The following is a 15737-nucleotide window of genomic DNA, read 5'->3' as shown; positions in this document are numbered from 1 at the left end:
AAGGAGAAGTAAAAGGCCGCACCCCATGGGGCGCGGCCATCACTGTTGGCAGCTTACCGAGCACGGCTCAGTCGTCAAGCGCCGCCATGAAGGCGTCGGGCACCTCCCGCTCGACCCACAGCGGGTTGCTCCAGGCGGTGTCGCCATCCTGGTCGTCGACCTCCAGGGCGACCCAGCCCTCGAGCCCCTCGTCCAGCGCCAGGGCCAGCTCGGCCTGGCGGCCGTCGAGGGCGACGCGCTCCAGCACCTCGCCGCCGGGGCCGATCAGGCGGGCCTCGGCCAGGCCGTCCACGGCCTCCACGTCCAGCGTCCAGCTGAAGGCCTCGCCCTCGGTCAGGCGCAGCGTATCACCGAACAGGCCGTTGCGCGGATAGAGCAACGGCCCCTGGGTGGCGTAGCCGTGGCCGTTCTTGAGCGCCCGGGCGAAGGCGCGCGGCGTCAGCTCGCCGGGCACCCGGGCCATCATGCGGATACGGCCGGTGAGGTCGTTCCAGGCATCATGGGTGTCGGTGCCGGCGGTGAAGTAGACGCGCGTGCCCTGGTCCCAGAGATTGTGGGCCGTGGCGCGGGTCGGCGCGTTGTCGACCTCGGCGTTGAGCTCGAGCAGGTCGAAGCCCGCCGTGAAGCCGCCGGGCACACTGTCACCGGCCAGGTTGCGCAGGTAGCCGTAGTCGTTGAACGGGTGGTTCAGGGGGATCACCTCGGCGTTGAGGCGCCGCGCATCGGCGAGGACCTCCTGCACGCTGTCGGTTCCCGGATCCACCTCGAGCTCGCCACCCAGGTCGATGGGGAAGGGGTTGATGTGACCCCAGGAGGGCGAGACCTCGACGGAGGGGATGAAGGGGACCCCGCGCCGTTCGGAGAGCTCGAGGAACTCCGCGTGGTTGACCGTGGAGTCGTGGTCGCTGATGAAGGTCAGGTCGAGGTCGGTGGCCAGTTGGGCGCGCACCACCATCTCCGGCGGCGTGGTGCCCTCCAGGATGTTGGCGTGGTGGTGCAGGTCACCGCCGTACCAATCCTGGTCGTTGGGTTCGGCGAGCCGTTCGATCTCCAGGCTTTCCTCCACGGTCTCGCCGGACGTCAGGCTCACCGCGAGCTCCTGCTGCTCGGCGGTGAAGCCCGCGCCGGCGTCGACACTCAGCCGGTAGTCGCCCGGCGCCAGCTCGAGCTCGGCCTGTCCCACCGGTTCCAGCTCGGTGAAGAAGGTCTGCTTGCCGAGGAACTCCACCGGCGGCTGCTGGCCCTCGAGGATCACCAGGCGGGCATCGCGCGGCTCGCCGGAATCGGCGTCGCGCACGTCCAGGCTCAGGCTACCCGGGCCCTGCAGGCCCTCGAAGTCGATGACCTGCTCGCCGTCCGCGCCGACCTTTAGGGTCACGGGCTCGCTGTTGGCATGCCCCAGGGCCGTGGCATAGGCAGCGTATTCGCCCTCGGGCAGCGCGATGTCGAACTCGCCCTCCTCGGCCAGCGTCCAAGCGTAGGGGTGACCCGCCTTCTCGATCATCACCAGGCCATCCGGCGGCGCCTCGCCCTGGTCATTGCGCAGGCTGCCGGCGACCCGACCGGTGGCCTCGCCACGACGCTCGGCCTCGGCGGCCACCACCGGCGCCAGGTCGCCGTCCGGCACCACCTGCAGCCAGCCCTCGAAGGTGCGCGAATCGCCGGGTGCCAGGTCATGCTCGAGGTACATGTCCTGGCCTTCGTAGTTGACGCGGTCGAAGTAGGGCGCGTGCAGGGCGAACACCCAGTCGCGGTCGTAGGCCACCATGCGGTCGCTGAGCGCCCCCTCGGCGGTGGTCTCCTTGGCGTCGCCCAGGCCCGGCACGCCGAACAGGTAGCCGGTGTCCGGCCACAGGGTGAAGCCGGAGCGGATGGCGTCCAGCGCCTCGTCGCCGGCGTTCTCGAGCTCGGTCTGGAGGTGGATGCGGTCGCTGCCGGCCTCCAGGGTGTAGGTGGTGGTCACCCAGGCATCGGCCCAGTTGCGGCGGATGCGCACCACGGCGCGCTCGGCGGAATCCTCGACGACCTCCACCTCCTTGCCGTCGTTGGGCCAGGCGGACCAGTTGTCGGGAATGAAGTCAGCGAAGGCGATACGGTCGAGATCGACTTCACCCTCCTTGACGGCGGCCAGGTCCACCAGGGTGCCACGCGGTACGCCCCAGGGCGGCCGCGACTCCACGGCGATGGCGAAGGCCAGCCGGTCGTTGGCGATGGTCAGGTCCTCGTCGGCCAGGGCCTCGCCGTCGGGAATGGCGGTGGCGCCACGGGTGACGCTCACCTCGGCGTGGGCGCTGGAGGCACCGACCAGAAGGCCGGCCAGCAGCAGGCGGCTGAGTCGCTGGGTCATCGGAGATCTCCCTTGCATTGCAATTTGTAATCAAAACGTGACCTTAACAGCATGATTTATTTTGACTGATCATTCAAATAAACACCCATCGCCCCTGCGCAACACCTGGCCAAGGGGAGCCGGATGGCGGCTATAGTAAGGGGGTCTTGCCACCCGACTGCCGGAGCCCGCCATGTCCCCCCGCTTGCGCCAGCCGTTAGCCGCCCTCTGCCTGCTGTGCCTGGCCGGCGCCGCGCTCGCCCAGTCCGGCGAGGTGGAATTCCGCGCCTACGAGAATGCCCTGGCCCGGGGCGCCCAGCATGCCGACCGCTGGCAGGCCGGCTGGACCACCGTCTATGCCGGCAGCCTGGCGTTCAGCGCCTGGCAGGCAAGCGAGGCGAGTGACGACGAGGAGCGCTTTGACGGCCGGGTGGGCGTGGTGAAGTCGGCGCTGGCGCTGGGCGGCATGCTGCTCGACCGCCAGCCCCATCCCGCCGCCTACCGGGCGCTCCAGACGGGCGAGGCGAGCGACATCGAAGGCGCCCGACGACTGCTGCAGGCGGTGGCCGAGGAGGAGCGCCGGCGGCGCAGCTGGGAGGCACGGCTGGGGTCGCTCGCCGTGAACACCGCGGCGGGGCTGGTGATCGGCGTGGGCGACGACCGCCCCGACGACGGCGCCCTCAACTTCGCCACCGGCATGCTGGTCAGCGAGCTGCAGCTGCGCACCCAGCCGGGGCAAGCCATGGCGGCAATGAACCGCTTCCAGCCGGCGGCGGTGTCGTTCGGCGACGTGCACCTGGAGGGGGAGTATGCCTGGCTGGTGGGGCCGAACCAGCTGGGGGTGGCGCTGCGCTACTGATGAGCAGAGGAGAGCACCCGGCGTCGCATCTCGCGGTGGCCAGCGCCCGTATTGTTATGTTATAACCTCCGCCAGTTTTCCGGAGGCTCCCCCATGGCACACCATCGACACCGGCATCGCCCGGAAGGGCCCTGCCACTTCTCGCTGATGTCGCTCTCCGCGACCCGCCGCCTGTTGCTGGTCGCGGCCCCGCTCGCCGCCCTGTGGCTGACGGTCTCCTGGGCCGCGGGATGGTGGTCCTGATGTCGCGCCTGCAACTGCACGACCTGCAGCTGGCCCGCGGCGGCCAGACGGTCCTCGAGCACCTGGACGGCCGCTTCATGGATGGCGCCATCACCGCCCTGATCGGCGCCAACGGCGCCGGCAAGAGCACGCTGATCTCGGCGATCATGGGCATGCTGGCCCCGGTGGCCGGCCGCGTGGAGTGCCGGGTCCCCCGTGAGCGCTGCGCCTGGCTCCCCCAGCAGCTGGCGCTGGACCTCACCTTCCCGATGAGCGTGGAAGAGCTGATCATGACCGGCACCTGGCCGAGCCATGGGGCCCTGAAGGGCTACTGTGCCGCCCACTACCGCCGCGGGCGCGAGATCATGGCCCGACTGGGCATCTCGCACCTGGCCCACCGGCCGCTGGGCGAGCTCTCCGGCGGCCAGCGCCAGCGCGCCCTGCTGGGCCGCACCCTGATGCAGGAGGCCGAGCTGCTGCTGCTCGACGAGCCCTTCGCCAACGTCGACATCGAGACGGTGGACGTGCTGATGGAGGTGCTGCGCGACATGGCCCGACAAGGCGCCACCATCATCGTGGTGATCCACGACATGGAGCAGCTTGCCCGCCTGGCCGACGACGTGCTGCTGCTGTCCGGCGGCCATGGCCGCTGGGTCAGCCCGGATGCCCTGCTCGATCATCATGGCGGTGTGGCGCCCCGGGCGCCGCGCCTGCCCCTGACCTTTCCGGATGCTTCCCATGCTGGCACTGCTTGACGCCTGGCTGCTGGTGCCCCTCGAGTACGGGTTCATGCAGCGCGCCCTGGTGGCCGGCCTGGCGCTGTCGCTGGCCGCCCCGCCGCTGGGGGTCTTCCTGATGCTGCGCGGCATGAGCCTGATCGGCGACGCCATGGCCCACGCCATCCTGCCCGGGGTGGCACTGGGCTTCCTGGCCGCCGGCTTCTCGCTGCCGATCATGAGCCTGGGCGGCATCCTCTCGGGGCTGCTGGTGGCGGTGCTCGCCGGCAGCGTGTCGCAGATGACCGGCCACCGCGAGGACTCGGCCATGGCCAGCTTCTTCCTGATCTCGCTGGCCGCCGGGGTGATGCTGGTGTCGCTGGGCGGCAGCAGCGTGGACCTCACCCATGTGCTGTTCGGCTCGATCCTGGCCGTGGACTCCACCGCCCTGGTGCTGATCGCCGGCATCAGCAGCCTGATCGTGGTGGTCCTGGCGGTGATCTTCCGCGCCCTGGTGGTGGAGTGCCTGGACCCGCTGTTCCTGCGCGGCCAGGGGGTGCGCGGCGGCGTGGTGCACGGCATCTTCCTGGGACTGGTGGTGCTCAACCTCACCGCCGGCTTCCAGACCCTGGGCACCCTGATGGCGGTGGGCCTGATGATGCTGCCGGCGACCACGGCGCGCTTCTGGAGCCAGCGCCTGGAGGGGCTGATCGCCATCGCCATCGGCATCGCCCTGGTGGCCAGCACCGGCGGGCTGCTGCTCTCCTATCACCTCAGCCTACCGTCGGGGCCGGCGATCATCCTGCTGGCAGGCAGCGGCTACGTGCTCTCCGCACTGTTCGGCCGCCACCATAGCCTCACCGCCCGCTGGCGCCGCCATGCCGCGCCGCTGGGCACCCCCGAACACGACTGACACAGCACCCCTGACACAACCATCGAGGAAGCCTGCCATGCGTCTTTCCCACCCCGTTGCCCTGCTCGCCGGGGTCTCCACCCTGCTGGCGTTGCCCGCCGCCCTGGCCGCCGAGCGGGTCCAGGTGGTCACCAGCTTCAGCATCCTCGCCGACATGATCGAGAACGTCGGCGGCGAGCATGTCCAGGTGACCGCCCTGGTGGGGCCGGACAGCGATGCCCATGTCTACTCGCCGCGCCCCACCGACGCCCGCGCCCTGGCCGAGGCCGACCTCGTGGTCTTCAACGGTCTGCAGTTCGAGGGCTGGATGGAACGGCTGATCGACGCCAGCGACTTCACCGGCCCCCTGGTGGTGGCCACCGACGGCATCGAGGCGAGGATCGCCACCGCCGAGGATGACGGCCATGACGACCACGAGGACAATGCGCATGATCACGGGCATGAAGCGCATGGCGATGAGGGCAACGAGGCCCATAACGGCCATAACCATGGCCCCATCGACCCCCACGCCTGGCAGGACCTGGGGATGGGCCAGGTCTACGTGGCCAATATCCTCGAGGGCCTGATCGAGGCCGACCCGGATAACAGTGCGGCCTACGGGGCCGGCGCCGAGCGCTACCTCAAGGAGGTCGCCGCCGTCGATCGCGAACTTCGCGAACTGCTCGGCGAGATTCCCGCCGGCACCAGCGTGATCACCGGCCACGACTCCTTCGGCCACTTCGCCCGCGCCTATGGCCTGACGTTCCTCTCTCCCCAGGGGCTCTCCACCGAGGCCGAGCCCAGCGCGGCCAACATGGCCCGGCTGATCGACGTGATCCGCGAGGAGAACGTCCAGGCGCTGTTCCACGAGAACATGACCAGCCCGGCGATGATCGACCAGCTGGCCGAGGAGACCGGCCTGCCGGTGGCCGGCACCCTCTATGCCGACGCCCTGGCAAGCGACGGCGAGGCCAGCAGCTGGCTCGGCATGATGCGCCACAACGCCCGTACCCTGCACGATGCCCTGGCCGAGCCGGGCCATGATGACCATGGCAATGACGACCACGAGCATGACGATGACCACGGGCACAGTCACTGAGCGACAGGCTCATGACGCGACCAGCGCCACCTTCGGGTGGCGCTGTTTTCATATGGACACCGATTTTGTGGGACCATCGAAGCCTCTACCGCCAGGAAGGCCGCCATGCTCGAGTTCCGCCAGGTCCACAAGGCCTATGCCACGCCCCAGGGGCCCCTCGAGGTGCTGGCTGGGGTCGACCTGACCCTGGACGCCGGCGAGAGCCTGGCACTGATGGGCGAGTCGGGCAGCGGCAAGTCGACCCTGCTCCACCTGGCCGCGGGGCTCGACCTGCCCGACCGCGGCGAGGTCAGGGTGGCCGGCCGGGCCATTTCGTCGCTCGGCGAGGCGGGCCGGGCCCGGCTGCGTCGCGAGACCCTGGGGCTGGTGTTCCAGCAGTTCCACCTGGTGCCGAGCCTCTCGGTGCTCGACAACCTGCGCCTGCAGGCGCGCCTCGCCGGACGCGAGGATAGCTCCTGGACGGCGGAGCTCCTCGAGCGGCTGGGCCTGGCCGGGCTGGCGAGGCGCTACCCGGAACAGCTCTCCGGCGGCCAGCAGCAGCGCCTGGCCATCGGCCGCGCCCTGGCGCCGCGCCCGGCCCTGCTGCTCGCCGACGAGCCCACCGGCAACCTGGATGAAGGCACCGCCGACGAGGTGCTGGACCTGCTGCTGGCCCTGGTCCGCGATACCGGCTGCGCGCTGCTGATGGTCACCCACAGCCCACGCGTGGCCGCCCCGCTGGACCGCCGCCTGCACCTCACCCATGGCCGACTGACGAGACCCGAGGCGGGGCAGGACGCATGCCCCTGATACTCACCGCCCTGCTGACCCTGCTCTCCCACTATCGCCGCCACCCCGGCCAGCTCGCCATGCTGCTGCTCGGCCTGTGGGTGGCCGGCGCGCTGTGGAGCGGCGTGCAGGCGATCAACGCCTCGGCCCGCGACAGCTACGACCGGGCCGAGGCACTCTTCACCACCGGCCTGGACCGCCTGGAGCGCCGCGATGGCGAGCCCCTGGACCGTGCGGACTTCGTGAGCCTGCGCCGCGCCGGCCTGCCGGTCTCGCCGCTGCTGGAGGGCCAGGTGGTCACACAAGAGGGCGAGCGGCTGACGGTGATCGGCATCGACCCGCTGACCCTGCCCGGCGACAGCGCCTTCGCCTCGGCGGGCAGCCGCGGCGAGCTGACGGCCTTCTTCACGCCGCCCTGGCAGACCCGGCTGGCCCCGGATACCGCCCCGCGGCTGGGGCTCGCGCGGCGGGCGGCCCCGGGCGCCGAGCCCACGCTGGCCGATGGACGGCGGCTGCCGCCACTGGTCCTCGCCCCGGCGCTGCCGCCGGATACCCTGGTGGTGGACATCGCCGTCGCGGCCCGGCTGCTGGAACGTGGCAACGCGGTGAGCCGGCTGGTGACCGCGGCCGGCGCGCTGGAGACGGCCCCCGAGGGGTACCGGCTGGGCCGCGCCGACACCCTGGTCGACCCCGGCGAGCTCACCGCGAGCTTCCATCTCAACCTCACCGCCATGGCGCTGCTGGCATTGATCGTCGGGCTCTTCATCGTCCAGTCGGCGCTGGGGCTGGCGCTGGAGCAGCGCCTGGGGCTGCTGCGCACCCTGCGCGCCCTGGGCGTGCCGGGCCGCACCCTGGTCGCCCTGCTGGCGCTGGAACTCGCGCTGCTGGGCGTCATCGGCGCCCTGGCCGGCATCGCCAGCGGCGTGTGGCTGGCCCGGGCCCTGCTGCCGGACGTGGCGGCCACGCTGCAGAGCCTCTACGGCGCCGCGGTGGGCACCGAGCTGCGCCTGCCCTGGCACTACTGGCTGGGCGGGCTCGGCGTGACCCTGAGCGGGCTCTTCGTTGCCGGCAGCGGCATCCTGTGGCGGGCGGCTCGGCTCGGCGTGCTGGGGCTCGGCCAGGCCCAGGCGTGGCGCGCGGGCTTCCAGCGCCAGCTGCGTGGCCAGGCCATCGCCGGCACCCTGGCCGCCCTGCTGGCCCTGGCGATGTGGGCCTGGCTGGCCACGCAGCCCGCCGGCGAGGGGCTCCTCGCCGGTTTCGTGCTGGTGGGGGCGATGATGCTGGCCTGCGCCCTCTGGCTGTCGCCGCTGCTGGCGGCCGGGCTTTCCGGCCTGGGCCGGCTCGCCCGGCACCGTCCCCTGACCCAGTGGGCGCTGGCCGACCTGCAGCTCCAGCTGCCGCGGCTGTCGCTGGCCATGATGGCGCTGCTGATCGCGCTCTCCGCCAACCTGGGGGTGGGCAGCATGGTCGGCGGCTTTCGCCTGACCTTCCTCGACTGGCTCGACCAGCGGCTGACCGCCGACCTCTACCTGCGCCCGCCGGCCGGACAGTTCGACGCGGTGCAGGCCTGGCTGGTCGCCCGCGACGAGGTCGCCGAGCTGCTGCCCACCGCCGACGCCGAGTCGACCCTGCTCGAGGTGCAGGCCGGGGACGACCCTCGGGGCCTCGCGGTGCCGATGACGCTGTTCGGCATCACCCCGGGCGCCCGGCTCACCCCGACCTGGCCACTGCTCGAGACCCGGGCCGGGCGGGAGGCGGCCTGGCGCGCCCTCGAGGAGGGCGAGGCCTTCATCAACGAGCAGCTGGCCCTCGGCCAGGGCATCGGCCCCGGGGACCGGCTGGTGCTGCGCTCGCCGGGCGGCCAACAGCGGGTGACGGTGGCCGCCATCTACCCCGACTACGGCAACCCCCGCGGCGAGGTGCTGCTGGCCACGGCCGCGCTGCGGGAGCGCTTCGCCGCCGCGCCGGGGTCGCTGGGCATCGTGCTCGCCGACACGGGCCCGCCGGGGGAGCGCCAGGCCGAGGCGCTCTCTCCAGCCCTCACCCGGGCGCTCGACGCCCGCTTCGGGCTGGGCCGCGACGCACTGCGCGACCAGCGCGATGTCAAGGCGCTCTCCACCGAGATCTTCGAGCGCACCTTCGCCATCACCCGGGCCCTCAACGCCCTGACCCTGGCCGTGGCGGCCCTGGCCCTGCTCGCCAGCCTGCTGGCCCAGGCTCGGGAGCGCCGCCGCCGGCTGGCGCCGCTCTGGGCGCTGGGCGTGACCCGGGGGCGCCTGGCCGCCATCCAGCTGGCCCAGCTGGGCGGGGCGGCACTGGTGACGGGGCTCGCCGCCGTGCCGCTGGGTATCGCCATCACCGTCTGCCTGGTGGCGGTGATCAACGTGGCCGCCTTCGGCTGGCGCCTGCCGCTGCATGTCTTCCCCGGCGAGATCGGGCTGACCCTGGCCACCGCCCTGGGGGTGGCCCTGCTGGCGGCCGCCCTCCCGGCCCTGACCCTGTGGCGCACGCCGCCCCGCACCCTGCTGGCCGAGGAGGAGGCGTCATGAAGGGCTGGCCGACCTGGCTGGGGGTCGCCCTGCTGGCTACCGTACTGGCGACAGGGCTGGCGGGCTGCGAGGACGAGGCGCCCCCTGTCCCCTCCCAGGGCTTCGCGGGGCTGGGCGCCGAGGCCGGGGGATTCCGCCAAGCCGCCCCAGGCACCCGCCTGCGCTTTCCCGAGGACCACGGCCCCCATCCCGACTATCGCCTGGAGTGGTGGTACCTGACCGCCAACCTGGAAGATGCCAGCGGCGAGCCACTCGGCGTGCAGTGGACCCTGTTCCGCCAGGCCCAGCTGCCTCCCGCCGAGCGCCCCGAGACGGCCGGCCCCTGGGCCGCCGACCAGCTGTGGATGGCCCATATGGCCGTCTCCCGGGGCGATACCCACCGGGTGGCCGAACGCTTCGCCCGGGGCGGCTCCCGGGAAAGCGACCCCGGGCGGGACCAGGCGGGCGTCACCGCGGCCCCCTTCCACGCCTGGCTCGACGACTGGACGCTGACCAGCCGCGTCGGGGAAAGCGACCGGGATGCCCTGTCACAGCTTGAACTGGTCGCCACGGCCGAGCATGACGGCGCTCCCTTCGGCTACCGGCTGTTGCTGGACGCCGAGGGGCCCCTGGTGCGCCATGGAGAGAATGGCTTCAGCCAGAAGTCCGCCGACGGCCAGGGCTCGATCTACGTCAGCCAGCCCTTCTACCGGGTCAGCGGCGAGGTGACCCTGGACGGTGAATCCCGGCGGGTGACGGGCCGCGCCTGGCTCGACCGCGAGTGGAGCAGCCAGCTGCTCGGCCCCGACCAGGCGGGCTGGGACTGGTTCTCGCTGCACCTGGCCGATGGCCACCGGCTGATGGCCTTCCGCCTGCGCGGCGGCGGCGAGGACGGGGGCGACTACCTCTCGGGCAGCTGGATCACCCCCGAGGGCGAGACCACCCCCCTCGATGACGACAGCCTCGCCCTCGAGCCCCTGGCCACCTCGACCGTGGCCGGCCGGACGCTGCCTACCCGCTGGCGGCTGCGGCTTCCGGACCAGGGCCTCGACCTCACGGTCGAGGCGCCCCATGCCGATCGCTGGATGGCCACCACGGTGAGCTACTGGGAGGGCGCGGTGAGGGTGACCGACCACGCCAGTGGCGCGCCGCGAGGGCGGGGCTATCTCGAGATGACCGGCTACTGAGCCGATGACGACCGGGAGGACCGCCATGCCGCTGCTGGATGCCATCACCGCCTTCGTCCGTGTTGCCGAGCTGGGCAGCTATACCCGGGCCGCGGAGGCCCTGGAGCTGTCGCGGACCCGGGTGTCGCGGCTGGTCATGCAGCTGGAGGCCCACCTCGAGGTTCGCCTGATCCAGCGCACCACTCGGCGCCTGCACCTGACCGAGGCGGGCGAGCGCTACCTGGCGCGGGCCCAGGGCATCCTGCAGGCGCTGCAGGAGGCCGAGGCCGAGGTCGGCGCGGGCCACCTCGAGGTGCGGGGCCGCCTGCGGCTCAACGGCCCGATGAGCTTCGGCACTCGCCACCTGGCGCCCCAGGTCACCCGCTTCATGGTCGAGCACCCCGACCTGGAGGTGCGCCTCGACCTCAACGACCGTCGCGTGGACCTGCTCGAGGAGGGCTATGACCTGGCGATCCGCATCGGGGAACTGCCGGACTCGAGCCTGGTGGCCCGCCGCCTGACGCGCTGCCGGCTGCTGCTGTGCGCCTCGCCCGGCTACCTCGCCGCACACGGCCAGCCCGAGAGCCTCGAGGCGCTGGCCGGGCACCGCTGCCTGCGCTATCGCAACGGCGGCGGCACCGAGTGGCAGCTGGGGGGCCGGCGCCTGGCCGTGCAGGGGCCGCTGGACAGCAACAATGGCGATGTCCTGACCCAGGCCGCCGAGGCCGGGCTCGGCATCGTGCATCAGCCAAGCTTCCTGGTCGCCGAGAGCATCCGCCGCGGGCGGCTGGTCCCGATCCTCACCGATGAGGCGCCGGTGACGCTGGGCATCCACGGCGTGTTTCCGGCTCGCCGCCACCTGCCGGCCAAGATCGAGCGCTTCCTCGACTTCCTGGCCGCGGCCTGGGGAGACCCACCGACCTGGGAGCGGGAGCTTTAATTGTCGCTATTTACGCAACAATGATTTTCATGCAGGCCAGATTATCTCCTGACGGGTCGCGGGTAGAGTGAACCCCATCGACATACCCCACCCCCTCGACGGAGATTGACACCATGACCCCCCAGCCCCTTGCCGCGAACCGCCCCGAGTCCCTGCAGCCCCACGCCATCGCCCTGCTGCGCCTCGCGCTCGGCGTCATGACCCTGGCCCACGGCCTGATGAAGGTCTTCCTCTTCACCGTGCCCGGCACCGTGGGCTACTTCGAGTCGCTGGGCCTACCCGGCGTGCTGGCCTACCTGACCATCCTCGCCGAGGTGGGCGGCGGCATGGCACTGATCCTTGGCCTCTTCACCCGCTGGGTAAGCCTGGCCCTGGTCCCGGTGCTGCTCGGCGCCGCCTGGGTCCACCTGGGCAACGGCTGGGTCTTCTCCAGCGAGGGCGGCGGCTGGGAGTTCCCGGTATTCTGGGCCATCGCCCTGCTGGTCCAGGCCGGCCTGGGCAGCGGCAGCCTGACTCTTAACCGCCGCTTCGCCTAACCCATCATCCACCTCGACCGCGCCGGCCCCTCGGGGCCGGCGCCCGTCCACCGGAGGAGAGCCGAGATGCTGCCCAGCCTGTTCATTTCCCATGGTTCGCCGATGCTGGCCCTGACCCCCGGGCCGGCCCACGACTTCCTGCGCCGGCTGGGTCATGAGAGGCAACCCAAGGCCATCCTGGTGGTCTCGGCCCACTGGGCCAGCCGCCAGCTGCTGGTCAGCACCAGCGAGCGTCCCGAGACCCTCCACGACTTCAGCGGCTTCCCCCGGGCGCTCTTCGAGTGCCAGTACCCCGCCCCGGGCGACCCGGCGCTGGCGATGCGCCTGGCCCGCGAACTCAACGCCGTGCCCACCGAGCGTGGCCTGGACCACGGCGCCTGGGTGCCGCTGTCGCTGATGTATCCCGAGGCCGAGATCCCGGTGGTCTCGCTGTCGCTGCCGGTGGGATGGTCCAACGCCGAGCTGGTGGCCCTGGGCGAGAAGCTGGCCGCACTGCGCGAGGAGGGCATCCTGGTGGTCGGCTCGGGCAGCCTGACCCACAACCTGGCGGAAATGCAGGCCCTGGCGGCGCCGACGCCGGCCTGGGTCGGCGAGTTCGTCGACTGGGTCCATGCCCGGCTAGAAGCGGATGACCGCGAGGCGCTGCTGGCCTGGAAACGCGCCCCCCAGGCCCGCAAGAACCATCCCACCGCGGAACACTTCCAGCCGCTGCTGGTGGCCATGGGGGCCGGCGGGCCGGGCAAGCGGCTGCACCACAGCGTGGAGCATGGTGTGCTGGCCATGGACCTCTATGCCTTCGCCTGAGGAGCGGGGCGCCCGGGAAAGGGCCAGGCCAGAGCGCAAGAGGCCGCCCCGTGGGGCGGCCTCGTCGTGTCACTCATCGCGGCAGGATCAGGCGTCGGGGATCTCCAGCGCCTGCTGCACGGCCGACCAGCCCGGCTCGCCGTCGCGCGTGGTGACCCCTTCCAGGAAGGCCTTCACCTTGGCCGGGTTGGCGCGGATCCAGTCCAGCGCCACCGCCTCGGGCTCGCGCTCCTCGTAGCTGAAGCCGCGGATCATCGCGCTCTGGTCATCGGCGGTGAAGCTGAGCTGGTCGAGCAGCCGCGTGGCATTGGGGGCGGCCTCGGCAAAGTCGCTGGTCACCAGGGTACGCACGTCGCTGCGCCCGCCGTCGGGGCCCCACATGTCCTGGGTGTCGGTCAGGTACTCGACGTCATACTCGATATTCATCCAGTGGGGCGTCCAGCCGGCGAAGACGATCCACTCCTCGCGGTTGATGGCCGCGTCCACCGCGCTGAGCATGCCCGGCGTGGAGGTCTCGGAGAGGTTCCAGTCACCCAGGCCATAGGTGTCGTTCTCCACCGCCTCGTTGAGGGTGTCGCTCATGCCCGAGCCGACCTCGATGGAGTAGACGGTGCGACCGAGCTTCTCGGCGATCTCCTCGTCGGCCAGGTCCTCGGCAGAGGTCACGCCGGCGTCATAGACATAGGTCGGCACCGCGAAGCCCAGGCGTGCGCCCTCGACGTTGTTGCCGAGGTCGACGATCAGGCCCTTCTCCATGGTGGCGTCGAACATCGACTGCTGGGCGGGCAGCCAGGCGGCGAGGAAGGCATCCAGCTCGCGCTGGGTGAGGGCCTCGTAGGTGATGGTGGAGCCGAGCTCCTGCTGGCGGGTCTGGTAGCCCAGGGCATCCAGCAGCTGGGCGGCCAGGGCGGTCTTGACGGTCACGCCGGGCCAGGCGGGCACGGAGAAGCGCACCTGCTCGGGCTCCTCGGCCAGGGCAACGGAGCTCCAGGCCAGCGGAGCGGCCAGCAGGGCACCGGCCAGGGCCAGGGTCACGGGACGGTTCAGCGCTTTCATCGGGTCTCCTTGGCAGGTCATGCCATGAACGAACATGGCCAAGACCTTATCCCCCAGCGCCGTTTAAGGCAAAGGCCGCCCCGCTGGCAGCACGGAGAGGGGTCAGTCGCCCATCTGGCCGAGACGGTCGGCCTGCACGACCTCGATCCAGTAGCCGTCGGCGTCCTTGACGAAGACCACGTCCTTCATCTTGCCCTGGTCGCCGCGCTTGACGAAGGTGACGTCGTTGGCGTCGAACCAGGCCTGGGCGGCCTCGAGGTCCGGCACGCTGAAGCAGATATGCCCGAAGCCCTGGGGCTCGGCATTGCCGTCGTGGTAGGCGAAGTCCTGCTGCTCCTCGGTGCCCCAGTTGTGGGTCAGCTCGAGCACCCCGCGCTGGCTGAAGGTCCAGACGGTGCGCTCGCCGGTCTCCTCCGGGACGCGCTCGCCGGGTTCCGGCCGCGCCAGGAAGTAGAGCGAGAACTGCATCTCCTCGAAGTCGAGCCGACGCAGTACTCGCATGCCGAAGACCCGGGTATAGAAGGCCAGCGCCTTCTCCGGGTCCTTGACCCGCAGCATGGTGTGGTTGAGGCGAAAGCCCTCGCTATCCGCGGTGGGCGCCTGGACGCCGGGGTGCTGCTCTCCCTGGAAGCTCATGGGGACTCCTTCTCGCAAGGGTGGATGGTCGATGAGTCAAGAACTTGAGGGCGGCCGGCACGCTTTTCCACCCCCTCGGGTGGAGCCCACCCGGCACCAGGGGCCGCCACTCTCTTTATAAGTCATATACATATGTTGCATTCGCCGCCGCACCGTCGATCGCCACAAGCGAGAAACGCGCTTGATATGGGCGAACCACCTTCTACACTAGTTGTACATCCATGACCCCTCACGAGGCAGCCCCATGTCCATCCCGGCCTATCAACTGGGTGACCATGTCACCCTGAAGCAGATCGCCAATGCCGTCGCCCATGGCCTCACGCCGATCGTCGAGGTCGAGTCGATGGATGGCATCTACACGGTGCGTTTCCACCACGCCAACGACGTCTCGGAGCTCTCCGACAGCCAGGGCCTTACTCGCACCTTCCTCGGCACCGGCGAGATCCGCGACCTGCTCGGCGGCATCGGCCTGACCCATGGCGTGCTGACCTGGGGCGACCAGTGCGGCGACGAGATGATCGGCGTGCCGGGCCACGCCCTCTCGCCGGACGAGATGCTCGCCAGCGGCACGCGCATCGCCTTTCGCTGATGCAAGCCAAGGGGTAGGCTGACGGCATGACCGCCCGAGAGTGACCCGGAGATGCCCGCGACCCCTGCCCTGCCCCGTCCTGCGACCGGCCGTGTCCTGCCGATGGCCAGCATCCGCATGCTGGTCATGCTGCTGCTGGCCGTCCTGCTGGCAGGCTGCGCGGGGCGCGAGCTCGCCACTCGCGACGCGCCGGGGGAGCTCTCCATCGACCGGGCGCTGATCCTCGCCGAGGCCAGGCGCGCTTTGGGCACCCCCTATCGCCTGGGCGGCACCACCGAGCGCGGCATGGACTGCTCCGGGCTGGTGCAGCGGGCCTACTCACGGGCCGGCATACGCGTGCCCCGCACCTCCCGGCAGCAGTTCGAGGCCCTGCCGCGGGTTGACGAGGCGCGCCCCGGCGACCTGCTGTTCTTCGCCACCGCGGGGGGGCGCAAGGCAAGCCACGTGGGCATCTACCTGGGCGACGGCGAGATGATCCACGCCCCGGGGCGGGGTCGCCGGGTCACCACCACCACCCTGGCGCTGGACTACTGGCAGGAGCGCTTCCTGGGTGCCGCCGCGCCCGCGCCCTGACGCCACGGCCGAACCGCCCCACCAGGC

Annotated in this window: 16 protein-coding genes; 13 read left to right on the top strand and 3 right to left on the bottom strand. The window is 71.2% G+C overall.

Annotated features, from left to right (window positions below):
• Positions 1-67: 67 nt before the first annotated feature.
• Entirely contained in the window at positions 68-2347 is a 2280-nt protein-coding gene (locus DFP85_RS02365) for a CehA/McbA family metallohydrolase (protein WP_133634576.1), read from the bottom strand.
• A gap of 172 nt (positions 2348-2519) precedes the next feature.
• Here DFP85_RS02365 and DFP85_RS02360 point away from each other — a divergent pair, with 172 nt between their 5' ends.
• The 11 genes from DFP85_RS02360 to DFP85_RS02315 all read left to right on the top strand — a co-directional run bounded on the left by DFP85_RS02360 (position 2520) and on the right by DFP85_RS02315 (position 12856).
• Positions 2520-3185 (top strand): hypothetical protein, encoded by a 666-nt coding sequence (locus tag DFP85_RS02360; RefSeq protein ID WP_133634574.1) that lies wholly within the window; start codon positions 2520-2522, stop codon positions 3183-3185.
• A 93-nt stretch (positions 3186-3278) separates the two neighbouring features.
• The gene (locus DFP85_RS18845; protein WP_166644574.1) at positions 3279-3428 is read left to right on the top strand and encodes a hypothetical protein; all 150 of its coding nucleotides are present in this window, start codon (positions 3279-3281) and stop codon (positions 3426-3428) included.
• Complete coding sequence (locus tag DFP85_RS02355) at positions 3428-4162, top strand: metal ABC transporter ATP-binding protein (protein ID WP_133634572.1); 735 nt, start codon at positions 3428-3430, stop codon at positions 4160-4162. The genes DFP85_RS18845 and DFP85_RS02355 overlap by 1 nt, the downstream gene beginning before the upstream one ends.
• On the top strand, positions 4146-5036 hold the full coding sequence (locus tag DFP85_RS02350; protein ID WP_133634570.1) for a metal ABC transporter permease: 891 nt from the start codon (positions 4146-4148) through the stop codon (positions 5034-5036). The genes DFP85_RS02355 and DFP85_RS02350 overlap by 17 nt, the downstream gene beginning before the upstream one ends.
• A gap of 37 nt (positions 5037-5073) precedes the next feature.
• Positions 5074-6114 carry a metal ABC transporter solute-binding protein, Zn/Mn family gene (locus DFP85_RS02345; RefSeq protein ID WP_133634568.1) on the top strand — a complete coding sequence of 347 codons (1041 nt, stop codon included), beginning with the start codon at positions 5074-5076 and terminating at the stop codon, positions 6112-6114.
• A 105-nt stretch (positions 6115-6219) separates the two neighbouring features.
• Positions 6220-6903 carry an ABC transporter ATP-binding protein gene (locus DFP85_RS02340; RefSeq protein ID WP_133634566.1) on the top strand — a complete coding sequence of 228 codons (684 nt, stop codon included), beginning with the start codon at positions 6220-6222 and terminating at the stop codon, positions 6901-6903.
• Positions 6894-9431, top strand: coding sequence for an FtsX-like permease family protein (locus tag DFP85_RS02335; RefSeq protein ID WP_133634564.1), 2538 nt, complete (start codon positions 6894-6896; stop codon positions 9429-9431). Before DFP85_RS02340 ends, DFP85_RS02335 begins: the two co-directional genes overlap by 10 nt.
• Positions 9428-10597, top strand: coding sequence for a lipocalin-like domain-containing protein (locus DFP85_RS02330; RefSeq protein ID WP_133634562.1), 1170 nt, complete (start codon positions 9428-9430; stop codon positions 10595-10597). Before DFP85_RS02335 ends, DFP85_RS02330 begins: the two co-directional genes overlap by 4 nt.
• Positions 10598-10622: 25 nt before the next feature.
• Positions 10623-11516 (top strand): LysR family transcriptional regulator, encoded by an 894-nt coding sequence (locus tag DFP85_RS02325; protein ID WP_133634560.1) that lies wholly within the window; start codon positions 10623-10625, stop codon positions 11514-11516.
• 113 nt (positions 11517-11629) lie between these two features.
• A complete protein-coding gene (locus DFP85_RS02320) occupies positions 11630-12052 on the top strand; it encodes a DoxX family protein (RefSeq protein WP_133634558.1) in 423 nt (140 codons plus the stop codon).
• A 66-nt stretch (positions 12053-12118) separates the two neighbouring features.
• Positions 12119-12856, top strand: coding sequence for a DODA-type extradiol aromatic ring-opening family dioxygenase (locus tag DFP85_RS02315; protein ID WP_133634556.1), 738 nt, complete (start codon positions 12119-12121; stop codon positions 12854-12856).
• 87 nt (positions 12857-12943) lie between these two features.
• Here the strand turns inward: DFP85_RS02315 and DFP85_RS02310 are convergent, their stop codons facing one another.
• Positions 12944-13912 (bottom strand): ABC transporter substrate-binding protein, encoded by a 969-nt coding sequence (locus DFP85_RS02310; RefSeq protein WP_133634554.1) that lies wholly within the window; start codon positions 13910-13912, stop codon positions 12944-12946.
• Positions 13913-14014: 102 nt separating this feature from the next.
• Complete coding sequence (gene gloA, locus DFP85_RS02305; protein WP_133634552.1) at positions 14015-14548, bottom strand: lactoylglutathione lyase; 534 nt, start codon at positions 14546-14548, stop codon at positions 14015-14017.
• Positions 14549-14792: 244 nt separating this feature from the next.
• Here gloA and DFP85_RS02300 point away from each other — a divergent pair, with 244 nt between their 5' ends.
• On the top strand, positions 14793-15137 hold the full coding sequence (locus tag DFP85_RS02300) for a hypothetical protein (RefSeq protein WP_133634550.1): 345 nt from the start codon (positions 14793-14795) through the stop codon (positions 15135-15137).
• 51 nt (positions 15138-15188) lie between these two features.
• Positions 15189-15710, top strand: coding sequence for a C40 family peptidase (locus DFP85_RS02295; RefSeq protein ID WP_133634548.1), 522 nt, complete (start codon positions 15189-15191; stop codon positions 15708-15710).
• The last annotated feature ends 27 nt before the right edge of the window (positions 15711-15737 follow it).

The sequence above is a fragment of the Halomonas ventosae genome (assembly GCF_004363555.1).
GTDB lineage: Bacteria > Pseudomonadota > Gammaproteobacteria > Pseudomonadales > Halomonadaceae > Halomonas > Halomonas ventosae.
The sequence above is the reverse complement of the archived record's forward strand: the minus strand, read 5'-3'. Positions and strand labels throughout refer to the sequence as shown.

Bases quoted from the DNA above. Each gene is read 5' to 3' on its own strand.
- DFP85_RS02365 (WP_133634576.1), bottom strand. From the start codon at position 2,347: ATGACCCAGCGACTCAGCCGCCTGCTGCTGGCCGGCCTTCTGGTCGGT.
- DFP85_RS02360 (WP_133634574.1), top strand. From the start codon at position 2,520: ATGTCCCCCCGCTTGCGCCAGCCGTTAGCCGCCCTCTGCCTGCTGTGC.
- DFP85_RS18845 (WP_166644574.1), top strand. From the start codon at position 3,279: ATGGCACACCATCGACACCGGCATCGCCCGGAAGGGCCCTGCCACTTC.
- DFP85_RS02355 (WP_133634572.1), top strand. From the start codon at position 3,428: ATGTCGCGCCTGCAACTGCACGACCTGCAGCTGGCCCGCGGCGGCCAG.
- DFP85_RS02350 (WP_133634570.1), top strand. From the start codon at position 4,146: ATGCTGGCACTGCTTGACGCCTGGCTGCTGGTGCCCCTCGAGTACGGG.
- DFP85_RS02345 (WP_133634568.1), top strand. From the start codon at position 5,074: ATGCGTCTTTCCCACCCCGTTGCCCTGCTCGCCGGGGTCTCCACCCTG.
- DFP85_RS02340 (WP_133634566.1), top strand. From the start codon at position 6,220: ATGCTCGAGTTCCGCCAGGTCCACAAGGCCTATGCCACGCCCCAGGGG.
- DFP85_RS02335 (WP_133634564.1), top strand. From the start codon at position 6,894: ATGCCCCTGATACTCACCGCCCTGCTGACCCTGCTCTCCCACTATCGC.
- DFP85_RS02330 (WP_133634562.1), top strand. From the start codon at position 9,428: ATGAAGGGCTGGCCGACCTGGCTGGGGGTCGCCCTGCTGGCTACCGTA.
- DFP85_RS02325 (WP_133634560.1), top strand. From the start codon at position 10,623: ATGCCGCTGCTGGATGCCATCACCGCCTTCGTCCGTGTTGCCGAGCTG.
- DFP85_RS02320 (WP_133634558.1), top strand. From the start codon at position 11,630: ATGACCCCCCAGCCCCTTGCCGCGAACCGCCCCGAGTCCCTGCAGCCC.
- DFP85_RS02315 (WP_133634556.1), top strand. From the start codon at position 12,119: ATGCTGCCCAGCCTGTTCATTTCCCATGGTTCGCCGATGCTGGCCCTG.
- DFP85_RS02310 (WP_133634554.1), bottom strand. From the start codon at position 13,912: ATGAAAGCGCTGAACCGTCCCGTGACCCTGGCCCTGGCCGGTGCCCTG.
- gloA (WP_133634552.1), bottom strand. From the start codon at position 14,548: ATGAGCTTCCAGGGAGAGCAGCACCCCGGCGTCCAGGCGCCCACCGCG.
- DFP85_RS02300 (WP_133634550.1), top strand. From the start codon at position 14,793: ATGTCCATCCCGGCCTATCAACTGGGTGACCATGTCACCCTGAAGCAG.
- DFP85_RS02295 (WP_133634548.1), top strand. From the start codon at position 15,189: ATGCCCGCGACCCCTGCCCTGCCCCGTCCTGCGACCGGCCGTGTCCTG.